Annotated in this window: 8 protein-coding genes; 5 read left to right on the top strand and 3 right to left on the bottom strand. The window is 31.6% G+C overall.

From position 1 onward, the window contains the following. Positions 1 to 233 precede the first annotated feature (233 nt). Genes DMR38_RS04895 through DMR38_RS04885 form a run of 3 tightly spaced genes read left to right on the top strand, consistent with a single transcriptional unit; the run spans position 234 to position 3,449 of the window. Positions 234 to 1,232, top strand: a complete 999-nt coding sequence (locus DMR38_RS04895) for an efflux RND transporter periplasmic adaptor subunit (RefSeq protein ID WP_127720255.1) — start codon at positions 234 to 236, stop codon at positions 1,230 to 1,232. A gap of 31 nt (positions 1,233 to 1,263) precedes the next feature. Then, entirely contained in the window at positions 1,264 to 1,872 is a 609-nt protein-coding gene (locus DMR38_RS04890) for an HlyD family efflux transporter periplasmic adaptor subunit (protein ID WP_127723911.1), read from the top strand. Between the two features lie 14 nt (positions 1,873 to 1,886). Further along, positions 1,887 to 3,449, top strand: a complete 1,563-nt coding sequence (locus DMR38_RS04885) for a DHA2 family efflux MFS transporter permease subunit (RefSeq protein ID WP_127720254.1) — start codon at positions 1,887 to 1,889, stop codon at positions 3,447 to 3,449. An 84-nt stretch (positions 3,450 to 3,533) separates the two neighbouring features. On the opposite strand, the gene DMR38_RS04880 is transcribed toward DMR38_RS04885, so the two are convergent. Next, positions 3,534 to 5,855, bottom strand: a complete 2,322-nt coding sequence (locus DMR38_RS04880) for an AAA family ATPase (RefSeq protein WP_127720253.1) — start codon at positions 5,853 to 5,855, stop codon at positions 3,534 to 3,536. A gap of 225 nt (positions 5,856 to 6,080) precedes the next feature. Here DMR38_RS04880 and DMR38_RS04875 point away from each other — a divergent pair, with 225 nt between their 5' ends. Continuing rightward, entirely contained in the window at positions 6,081 to 6,485 is a 405-nt protein-coding gene (locus tag DMR38_RS04875; protein ID WP_127720252.1) for a hypothetical protein, read from the top strand. 212 nt (positions 6,486 to 6,697) lie between these two features. On the opposite strand, the gene DMR38_RS04865 is transcribed toward DMR38_RS04875, so the two are convergent. Continuing rightward, positions 6,698 to 9,235 (bottom strand): calcium-translocating P-type ATPase, PMCA-type, encoded by a 2,538-nt coding sequence (locus DMR38_RS04865; RefSeq protein ID WP_175413114.1) that lies wholly within the window; start codon positions 9,233 to 9,235, stop codon positions 6,698 to 6,700. A 547-nt stretch (positions 9,236 to 9,782) separates the two neighbouring features. On the opposite strand from DMR38_RS04865, the gene DMR38_RS04860 reads away from it, so the two are divergent. Continuing rightward, a complete protein-coding gene (locus DMR38_RS04860; RefSeq protein ID WP_127720250.1) occupies positions 9,783 to 11,414 on the top strand; it encodes a putative manganese-dependent inorganic diphosphatase in 1,632 nt (543 codons plus the stop codon). 65 nt (positions 11,415 to 11,479) lie between these two features. Here the strand turns inward: DMR38_RS04860 and DMR38_RS04855 are convergent, their stop codons facing one another. Continuing rightward, a complete protein-coding gene (locus tag DMR38_RS04855) occupies positions 11,480 to 11,869 on the bottom strand; it encodes a hypothetical protein (RefSeq protein ID WP_243124441.1) in 390 nt (129 codons plus the stop codon). Position 11,870 lies beyond the last annotated feature (1 nt).

Here is an 11,870-nt window from a genome sequence, read left to right as displayed (position 1 = left end):
TGTATTATGAAACATTGTTTAAAACGTCTTTGAATATTATATTACTTATTTATATGTTTTTTGTCAATAGTTACATTCAAGGATTCTGCATTTCTAATGATAAATGCTGATAATATTAAATTTATATTGACAATCTTACTGTAAAATACTATTATCTTATTAAACAATGTTTTAAACGTTGATTAAAACGTATATCTCTATAATACATAATTTTTAATTTAAGGAGGATAAAAATGAAAAAGCTAATATCAATATTATTAATATGTCCTTTGCTGCTTATTGGATGTTCTTCTCACAATGATAGTTTAGATTCATCTAACAAAAAAAATTCTACTTCATCATACCAAGACATATACCTCTTTGGTGGAAAAATTGCAGCAAATACCTCTTCCAACGTGTCTTCTAAAATCAATGCAAAAATATCTCAAATCAAAGTAGATGTAGGAAGTAAAGTTAACTCAGGAGATCCTATCATCTACTTAGATACAAAAGATCTACAGGCTCAGGTAGACCAAGCTCAGGCATCTGTGGCAACCGCTCAAGCTAACCTAGCTAAAATCAAATCCGGTTCAAGGCCTGAACAAATTGCTTCTACAAAAGCAGCCGTAGATGGTGCTAAAGATGCTTATGATATTGCCCAGAAAAATTACAATCGTGAAAAACAGCTTCTTGCAAGTGGTAGTGCTGCACAAATAAATGTAGATCAGGCCGAGCAGGTCCTTTCCAGTGCAAAAGCTCAATATGAATCTGTAAGCCAAAATTTAACTATGCTTCAAAATGGATCAACCGAAAGTGATATAAATGCAGTGGCAGCTACTGTAAATCAAGCTCAGGCTAGTGTAAATACAGCAAAAACTTCACTTAGTTATGGAGTTATTACAGCCCCTATATCAGGAACAGTTTCTGTGAAAAATGTAAATGAAGGAGAAATGTCTGGTGTCGGTCAAATTCTTCTTACTATAGTAAATGCTGACCAATTGCATGTGGATAGCTATGTTCCTCAGGAATTACTCACTAAAATAAAAGTTGGCGACCAGGTTAATGTAAAAGTATCTAATATCAATAACGGTGTATTTCAAGGAGAAATTTCCGTAATAGACACCCAGATAGATTCCCGTAACAAAGATGCACTAGTAAAAGTTACTATTAAAGATGGAAATAACGTGTTAAAACCAGGAATGTTTGCAGAAATAGGCTGCAAAAACAAGGTAGGTGTCAAAATTGAAAAATAGAAAGGTATTGATAGGAATAGTACTATCACTTATGATGATAGCTATTGGAGGAATAGTTACTTATTATATATATAACAATATGTATTATGTTTCAACAGATGATTCTACAATTCAAGGAGATTTAATTAGAGCAACTCCTCAAATTTCAGGAAAACTCGTAGAAATAAATATAAATGACGGAGACTACGTACAAAAAAACCAAATAATTGCAAGACAGGACATGGGAAATCTTCCTGATACAAGCTTAGACAGCTCCATTATAAGGGCACCAATCAGCGGGATTATTCTGAAAAAAAGCGGCACTGTAGGAGAAGTACTTTCTCAAGGACAGCAAATTGCCATAATGGTAAATCCTAATAATTTATACGTAAATGCCAATATTGAAGAGACAAAAGCAAGAAAAATAAAATCTGGACAAGCTGTAGACATTACAGTAGATGAATATGGTGATAAGCAATTTAAAGGTAAAGTTAAATCAATTGGTAAATATGCTAATTCTGATCTAGCACTTATACCTACATCAACTAGTGGAACTTTTACAAAAGTTGTTCAAAAAATTCCTGTAAAAATTTCACTTGAAACTACCAACTGTGAATTGCTGCCGGGAACCAACGCAGTTGTTAAAATTCATATTAAATAAGGAGGTAGTTCTAAATGGCAGAAGATAATAACTCAGATTCATATAGATGGCTTAGTCTTGCAGTAGTAATTATGGGAACATTTATGTCTATTCTCGATGGCAGTATAGTAAATATTGGAATACCTAAAATGATGGCAGTTTTCAATGTATCTTTGGATGATGTTCAATGGGTCTTAACTGCCTACACGCTTACTTTAGGTGCAATTGTACCCATTACAGGATTTCTTTCAGAGAAATTTGGAAATAAAAAATTATATATTTTTTCCTTAATATCATTTACAATAGGTTCCCTGCTCTGCGGTATCGCTTGGAGCAACACAAGCATGATAATTTTCCGTATAATTCAAGCTATTGGCGGAGGAATGATCATGCCAGTAAGTATGACTATAATTCTTAAAATGTTTAGTTCTAAAGAACGAGGGCTTGCCATGGGATTTTGGGGAATAGCAAGCATGGCTGCACCTGCCATAGGCCCTACTCTAGGTGGTTACATTATAGAAAAACTAAGCTGGAGGTTAATTTTCAACGTAAATGTCCCAATAGGAATTATGACAATAATTTTATCAGCACTGCTGCTCAAGGAATTTCCCCATAAAGCCCCTAAAAAAGTTGACATTTTAGGCTTTGTATTTTCAACAGTAGGAATTGTAAGTATTTTATATATACTAAGCCAAAATCCTATAGATTGGAGTAATATAAAAAATCCCATTCTACTAACAATAGGAATTTTTAATTTAATACTATTTATTATAAACGAGTTATCTGTTACAGAGCCGCTTCTGGACTTAAAATTACTAGCACGACTAGATTTTTCTTTTTCCTTAATTGCTCTGGCACTCATAAACATGTGTTTAATGGGAGGAGTATATGCAATGCCTTTATTTTTTCAAAAAATTGATGGATATACTGCCATGCAAACAGGTTTGCTTTTATTTCCTTCTGCCATTATTACCGGTATCATGATGCCTATAAGTGCAAAATTAATAGATAAAGTTAATGAAAAAATAGTAATACTACCAGGATTATTTTTATTACTTTATTCTTGTTATCAATTAGGCATGCTTACCTCTAATACTTCAAAAGACACTGCAAATTTATTTTTGATACTTCGTGGAGCAGGAATAGGTCTCACTATGATGCCTCTCTCTACTTTTGGAATGAATCTGCTGCCTCAGAAATTAGTGACTCAAGGTTCTACTATCCAAAATACAATAAGACAAATATCCGGCTCTGTTTCAATAACAATGATGACCCATTCCCTTAGCAGCCAGGCAGAAATATATTACCATAGGCTTTCAGAACAAATAACTCCTTTTAACAATACAGCTTTAAATCTTTTAAACCAAATTCAGCAAAGGCTTTCACAGATTGGACTCTCTACAGCAGATAAGCAGATTCAAGCTAAAAGCACCCTTGTAAAGCTAGTAAGTCGTCAAGCATATTCAGATGCTTTCGACTATACACTGATGCTGTGTACTTTATTTGTACTCATCGCTTTAATAGCAACTCTATTTATAAAAAATAGGAATCAACTTTCTTCTTCTAATGATGAAATAAAATCATCAAGTGATTCTTAGACTCAGGTGGAGTTTTAACTCCATCTGCTGGTTATTAATAGGATTCTTAGTGCTTCAAAAAGGCGTTATCTTTTAGGAATTGCCCTATTGTTCTTTATTTTTATAGTACTTTTTAAGCTCCTTCCTAGCTTCATGAATTACATTATCATAATGTTCTTCCATAAGAATTTCCACTGCATCTTTTAAGTTAGACATAATATAAATATGAAAATTACCATCTGCTATTTCCTTTTCCACTTCATTTTTTAATGCTAAACTGCTTGCATTAGACTTTGGAATGAGTACCCCTTTCCCTTTTGTAGTATCTAATACTTTACATATTTTAAAGAAACCCTCTATTTTTTCATTTACTCCTCCTATAGGTTGTACTTCTCCAAACTGATTTATGGAACCTGTTACAGCTATATTTTGTTTTATACTTATTTTCGTAAGTGAAGATATAATACTAACTAACTCTGCTACGGAAGCACTATCTCCATCTACTTTTCCATATATTTGTTCAAAGCTTAAATAAAAATCCACAGGTACTCTATTATAACCACCACTTAAATTCTTAACATGTCCTTTTAATATATTTATTGCCTTGTTATGAATTTTTCCACTTAAGTCACTTTCCTTTTGGATATCTATAATATTTCCATTACCCTTGTAGCACGAGCAAGTTATTCTTATTGGCTTTCCAAAATTAAAATACCCTGTATCAATTATCGACAGAGCATTTACCTGTCCCACCGTTTTACCCTTTACATCTATAAATATCTGACCTTCTGTGTAAGAATCCACTACCTGACCCTCTATAATTTCTTCTTTATAAGCCGTATTTGTGATATCTTCTTCATTTATAAAATCCCTATTATCCTCACAGACTCTTTTATCTGAAATTATTAAAATTTTCTCTAGATCATAGTCATCCATAAATAATTTATCTCTATTTTCAGCTTTTCTGGATAAAAATTTTGCTAGCTCCTTTACAGCTCCCTCATCCGCAGGATGTAATTTATTGTTTTTACATATAGAAAGCACTTTATATAAGAAAGTTTTCTTTGTATACTTATCCATCCTTAAAATAGATTTGCACTCAGCTCTTATGCTAAAAATCTTTTTAAAATCTTCATCATAAGTATAAAGTAAATCATAGGTACGGTAATCTCCTATGAGTATTATTTTTTCATTAAACTCTATAGGTTCTGGTTTTAATCCACTTAAAGACAATAATTCTAAATACCCTCTATTATAATTCAAATCAACTTTGCCACTTATAATAGACTTTTTTAAATAATAATATGCTCCTTTATTACTTAAAAGACTGCTAACTCGAAGTACTAATATTCCGCCATTTGCTTTTAAAAGTGATCCTGGTCTAATAAGACTTGGATCAGTAACATAAGTTCCATTTTTATTTTCATATTCTATGCTTCCAAGTAAATTATTTATAGACGGGTCTTCTTCAAACACTATAGGTAATTTGTCGTTATCACTATTATCTACAAGTACATTCACAGAATATCTATATATTATATTCCGTATATTATCTACATCATCTTCATAGTTTATAGAATATATCTCTTTAATTTCACTTTCTATATTGTTACATATATTGCTTAAAAATTCTAAGGCCTTATTATCCTTACTAAATACGTTAAAATATTCTTCCTTTAACTTCTTTGTATCTTTTTTATAATGTTCATCTATGAGAATTTTAATCTTTTCCATTTCATAGGATTCCATATCTTTTAACTTATCTAATATCCTCTCTGCATGAATCTTAAGTACATTCACTTTGTTTACTATTTCTTCCTTTTTTTCTAAATCTAAAGACTCATACTCTATTTCATTCATCATTTTCCCATTTTCTTTTAAAGGAACAAAGCTAAAACCACTTTCCGTAATTTTTAATGAAAAGCCTTCATTTTTAGACATTTCCACAATTTTACCTATTAAATAACTTCGTTTTTTTTGAATGTTTTGCACCAATAATTTCTTTTGTTTGTCCTCGTATCCATTGTAAAATTCATAAGTAGAATTAGCATATATATTTTGTATTTTCTTTAGCATACTTTTTAGCTTTTTACCTTTTCCAGATCTTAAAAACAACACTTTAGGATTTTTAATGTCTTTCATAACTATATAGCATATATCTTGAAGTTCTATTTTATCTTTCATAGTTTCATTTATAAATTTCTTAATATTTTTAAGTTTATCTTTTGAAAATTCATCTATAAGATAAATATTATATCCTTGTTTATCTATTGTTAATGCATCTCTCATATTTTCATATACTCTACTATACTCAGGCATATAATTAACATTTCTATTTAAATCATCTTTATCATCTTCGCTAAAATCAATATCATCCAACTTAAAGTCATATATGATTTGGTCTTTAGGTAATTCCCTATAATTCATATTTCATTCTCCTTGTATACTTAGTCTAATATAATAGTATTCTTAAAAAGTTTATTTAGGAACGAAAATAAAAAAATAAGTATATCAACCTCATATAAAAAACATACTAAAAATTATAGGTATGTTTCAAAAATAAATATACTATGGTATAATATAATCAAATTTTGTCTGTTATTTCTAATAATCGTATAAACAAAATAAAGTAACAAAGGAGTTAGTATATACATGAGTTTTAAGGAAAAAATTGCTCAATATTACACAAAATCTTATTTAAAAAAGTATGGTGACAGGTTAACTCAGGTTCAAGGTACTGTTGTATCTGTTAAAATTAATAAAAAAACTATATTATGGATATTTAATAAACTAACAGTAACACTTTTAGTAAGACCTGATAGAAGCAGAAACATAGTAAAATGCTCTTATATTAAAAAAAGATGGTTTAAGAAACCTGATTTTATATCTATACATCAAGGCAATCTAGTTTTAGTGCAAGGACTTAAAGGAAAAAGAGGAAAAGAAAATAGAGAAAGCGTAGAACTTATAAATATAAGAAACATGACCACAAAAAAGGACTTAATTCCTATAGAGGGAAAGATACCTAAAGTTCAAAAAGTTCAAAGATTTAAATAAAAAATAGAATTGCTTAAAAGCAATTCTATTTTTTTATCCGATGACTACCAGCTCTAATACTCCCACGCACTCTGTGAAAGCGACTATCACCAAATCAAAGATTTGGGATATCTGCTTTTCTCCAAGTGGAAGTAAAGAGCTGCTACGTCCCTGGATAACGATTTCTAAGCGTCAGGTGGAATTAAAACTCCACTTGACGCCAAGAACTCTGTTTATTTAAAGTATAAGTAAAGACTGTTTAAAAATGCAATTATCCCAGAGAAAAACAAAACTATTGCCCACTGTGAAATTCTAAGTGCAGATGTGTGAAAAACTCCACGCAAAAATGGCAAATAAAGTATGCACAAAACCATAGTAATAGATGTAGCAACTGCAGCTAAAAGATAAACATTTGTAAATAAATTTATCTCAAACAGTGAATGATTTTCTGATCTACATTCAAACACATGTATAAGTTGTGACATTATTAGAGTACAAAGTGCTATAGTTCTAGATGTTTTAAGTCCAAAGCCTAGATATAATCCTATTACAAAAGCAAGTACCGTGCACACTCCAATAAGTGCTCCTCTCACAATAATTTTTTCACTTAATCCTCGTGCAAATATACTTTCATTTTTAGCTCTAGGCTTGCCTCTCATTATATCTCCTTGAGCTGGATCAACTCCAAGAGCTATAGCAGGAAGACCATCCGTAGCTAAATTTACCATTAGTATTTGTATAGGCAAAAGTGGAGTATCTAAATAAAAAATAGAAGTAAGAAACATAGTTAAAACTTCTCCTAAATTGCAGGATAAGAGATACCTTATAAACTTTCTTATATTATCATATATGACTCTTCCTTCCTCTACAGCAGATACTATGGTAGCAAAATTATCATCAAGTAGTATCATAGAAGAAGCTTCCTTTGTTACATCTGTACCTGCAATTCCCATGCAAATTCCTATATCCGCTTCTTTTACTGCAGGTGCATCATTTACTCCGTCTCCAGTCATAGCTACAATATTTCCCTTTGCTTTAAATGCTTTTACTATTCTAAGTTTATGTCCCGGATTAACTCTTGCAAATATAGATATATCTTGTATCTTAACTGCGAGTTGCCTATCACTCAGCTTGTCTAATTCTTCTCCAGTTATAACCTCTGATTCATGTTTACATATGTCCAGTTCTTTTCCAATAGCAAAAGCCGTGTTCTTGTGATCTCCTGTTATCATAACTGGCCTTATACCTGCTAATTTACATTTTAATACTGCATCTTTTGCTTCTTTTCTAGGTGGATCTATAATTCCCGCTACACCTATAAATATTAAATTCTCCTCCAAAGACTTACCTGGTACCACTTCTTTATCCTTGTAAGCACCTGCTATACACCTTAAAGCATCAAAAGACATTTTTTCCACTGCTTTCAGAGCCTTATTTTTATCGTTTGAAGTAAAAATTCGTACTTCACTTCCATCTAATATATATTTACACCTTCTTATAACTCTCTCCGGTGCCCCTTTCACATAACCTATCTTTCTTGAACCTTCTTTCATTATAACAGACATCATTTTTCTATCAGAATCAAAGGGTATATCATAAGTTCTTCTGGCCTTTCCTAAAAAGGTATTTAAAGTTTTAATATCTTTGAAAAAAGCTTTTATAAGAGCTACTTCCGTAGGATCTCCAATAAGTGCCCCTGAAATATCTGCCTTTTTCATATCAAAATTGCAATCATTACAATATGTAAAAGCTTTTTTCATAAGAACATTTTGTGGTAAAATATCCTTGCCTATCCTATGTACCCTTCCATTATAATAAAGAGCCTTTACAGTCATCCTATTTTCAGTAAGAGTTCCTGTCTTATCACTACAAATCACCGAAGTACATCCAAGTGTTTCCACTGCAGGTAGTTTTCTTATTAATGCATTTCTCTTTAACATTCTAGATACTCCAAGAGCTAGTGCTACTGTTACTATAGCCGCAAGTCCTTCCGGAATAGCAGCTACAGCTAAACTAACTCCTACTAAAAACATCTCATACTTGTCTTGACCTCTCCATACTCCAGTCAATGTAACTACAATACATATAGCAATACACATGACTACAAGCACTTTTCCAAGGGAAGCAAGCTTTTCTTTAAGAGGTGACCTTTCCTTTTCAATGTCCTGAAGCATCCCTGCTATTTTCCCCATTTCCGTCTTCATTCCTGTTTCAACAACTTTTGCCCTACCTTTACCTTTTATCACTATGGTACCCATGTATAGTGAATTATTCTTATCCCCACTATCCTTTTCCACTCCTACAGATTCTCCAGTTAAAAGAGACTCGTCTACCATGAAATTCCCATTAGAAAGTAAAATACAATCTGCCGGAACCTTATCCCCAGTTTCTAGAAGCAACACATCTCCTATTACTAGTTCTCCTGCATTTATAACCTTCACTTTTCCATCCCTTATAACCTTTGAAGTAGGGGATGCCATTTCTTTTAATGCTTCTAAAGATTTTTCTGTCTTAAATTCCTGTACAAAACCTAGAATGGAATTCATAATTACAATAATTAGTATAGTTATTGCATCTGCCTTTTCCCCCATAAATCCGGATATAATTGTAGCTACTATAAGTATCCAGGTTATAAAATCATTAAACTGGGAAATAAATATTTTTATAGGAGACACTCTTTTTTTCTGTTTAAGTACATTGGCTCCATATTTTTTAAGCCTTCTCTCTGCCTCAACTTGAGTTAAACCACTTTCTAACTCCCTTTCATTAATCAATCTTATCCCTCCAAGGCATTTATTTTCTCTACGTTAATTAAATATATGCCCCTTTTGCCTTACATTATGACAGTCAATTCACAATGCAAGGTGCACAATTCACAATTAAGGCTGATTTTCTGTTGCCACAGAAAATCTAAAAATTTAATACTCATACTGTTTAGTTTTTAATAACTCAACTTTCGCATATATAAAATTTTGACTTAATATAAAAACTTTGCAAAACAACCTTTTAGATGTCAATTGTCCCTTGTCCTCTCAAAAATATTGCAACGCAATATTTTTAACCTGCGAAAGTTAAGTTAATAACACTCGCGGAGAAAAATCTACCAAAATTGTACATTGTAAACTGTTAATTATGATGATATTTGGATATAATCAATATAGAGTTTTTAATTGAACTTTAAATACCTATAGATCAAATTTTCATTATAACCCTATATATAGATAATTAAGTGATTTTTTGCTATAATATTATGTGTATGTGTAACATTACTTTTGTAAATAGATATATTATTCATATATACACTTAGGAGGAAAAATTATGAACGATGTTATATACATTACAGGACATAAGAATCCAGATACAGATTCTATATGTTCTGCAATAGCTTATTCTGAATTTAAAAATAAAATAGGAGTTACAACAATTCCTATACGATTAGGAGAACTAAATAAAGAAACTCAATTCGTACTTGATTACTTTAAAGTTACCCCACCAAAACTAATGGAAAATGTTAAACCTCAAATTTCTGATTTGGATATTGATAATGTAAACCCTATATCCCCTGAAACCTCCATAAAAACAGCTTGGTCAATGATAAGTAAGAATAATGTTAAAACCCTCCCTGTAGTAGATGGAGACGATAAATTAATAGGTGTTGCATCTCAATCCAACATAACTTCCTGCTATATGGACATATGGGATTCCAATGTAATTCAAAAAAGCGGCACCACTCTTGAAAACATACTGGATACATTATCAGCTAAATGTGCTTATGCTTCCAACGAAAACATCAAATTTACAGGAAAAGTCATAATTGCTGCAATGCAGCCAGAAAGTATCTGTGAATTCATAGAAGAAGGGGACATAGTTATATGCGGTGACAGGGTAGATGCACAGGATATTATACTTGATTCCAAAGCTTCACTTATGATAATAACAGGAAACCATACAGTAAATGATGACATACTGGAAAAAGCAAAAAAAGTTAATTGTTCCATTATAGTTACTCCTTATGATACTTTTACAACTGCCAGGCTGATCCCTCAAAGTATTCCTATAGGATATGTGATGAAAAAAGATAACTTAGTTTGCTTCAAGACAAATGATTTAATAGAAGATGTTCGAGAAGTTATGCTTCAAACAAGATACAGAAGTTATCCTGTAGTGAATTTGGAAAATAAAGTTATTGGAAGTATGTCTAGATATCATTTAATATCACAAAACAAAAAGAAAGTAATTCTTGTAGATCACAATGAAAAATCTCAATCTGTTGTAGGATTGGAGGATGCAGAAATACTCGAAATATTAGACCATCACAAGGTAGGAGATATCCAAACTGATTCACCTATATATTTTAGAAATGAACCGGTAGGTTGTACAGCAACTATAGTTGCCTCTAAATTTTTTGAAAATGGCATAAGACCATCTCAAAAGGTTGCGGGACTTTTATGTTCTGCTATAATTTCAGATACCCTTTTGTTTAAATCACCTACTTCCACAGATTTAGACAAAATGATACTTAGAAGATTAGCAGCTATAGCTGAAATAGATCCTGAAACCTTCTCTAATGATATGTTTAAAGCAGGTTCTTCTCTTGAAGGAGAAACTCCTGAAGAATTATTAAATCAAGATTTCAAAACATTTAATATTTCAGAAGTAAAAGTAGGTGTTGGACAGATTTCAACTATGGATACCGAAGGATTTAAATCAATGAGAAAAGACATTATAAAGGTTATGGAATCAATATGTGAAGAAGAAAACTATGGTCTTATAATTCTTATGGTAACAGATATACTAAAAGGTGGCTCTGAACTAATTGCCATAGGTGAAAAGCAGGACGTAGTTTCTAAGGCCTTTAATATAACTTTAACTGATAATGGTGCTTATGTTCCTGGTATTCTATCAAGGAAAAAACAGGTTATTCCACCTCTTACTGCTGCCATGTCTTAATACAAATAAAAGGGCTACTGCAATAGCAATTTTTTAAAATTGCTTTGAGTAGTCCATTTTTCTTCTTAATCCTGAATATCCGATATATCTACAGTTCTAATTCTTGTACCACCATAACTCTCATCTACAGTTTCTTGTTCGTCTTCCATATCTTTTTCTTGTGGCTCTTCTTCCTTTTCTTCTGTTCCTTCCTGCAAATCTTCATATTTTTCATCAAAAGGTATATATTCCATTTTTTCTTCAGTATCATAATATGGATATGTTGGTGCTGGTGTCTGCATATAATTTGTAGGATACATACACCTCATATATGCATTCTTCCTAGCATTTAAAAACATAGGGCACATTCTATAAAAGTCAGGGGAGTACATATTCTGAGGATAGTCCATATCCCCATCATACATATAATCTTCTTCCATATATTCATCTTGGTCCATAAAAGGACATCTATACATA

Origin of the sequence: Clostridium sp. AWRP (genome assembly GCF_004006395.2) — a bacterium.
Classification (GTDB): domain Bacteria; phylum Bacillota; class Clostridia; order Clostridiales; family Clostridiaceae; genus Clostridium_B.
Note: the sequence above shows the minus strand (reverse complement) of the source record. Positions and strands in the feature narration are given on the sequence as shown.

Coding starts and splice junctions, on each gene's coding strand:
- DMR38_RS04875 (WP_127720252.1), top strand. CDS start 6,081: ATGAGTTTTAAGGAAAAAATTGCTCAATATTACACAAAATCTTATTTA.
- DMR38_RS04890 (WP_127723911.1), top strand. CDS start 1,264: ATGATGATAGCTATTGGAGGAATAGTTACTTATTATATATATAACAAT.
- DMR38_RS04895 (WP_127720255.1), top strand. CDS start 234: ATGAAAAAGCTAATATCAATATTATTAATATGTCCTTTGCTGCTTATT.
- DMR38_RS04880 (WP_127720253.1), bottom strand. CDS start 5,855: ATGAATTATAGGGAATTACCTAAAGACCAAATCATATATGACTTTAAG.
- DMR38_RS04855 (WP_243124441.1), bottom strand. CDS start 11,869: ATGTATAGATGTCCTTTTATGGACCAAGATGAATATATGGAAGAAGAT.
- DMR38_RS04885 (WP_127720254.1), top strand. CDS start 1,887: ATGGCAGAAGATAATAACTCAGATTCATATAGATGGCTTAGTCTTGCA.
- DMR38_RS04860 (WP_127720250.1), top strand. CDS start 9,783: ATGAACGATGTTATATACATTACAGGACATAAGAATCCAGATACAGAT.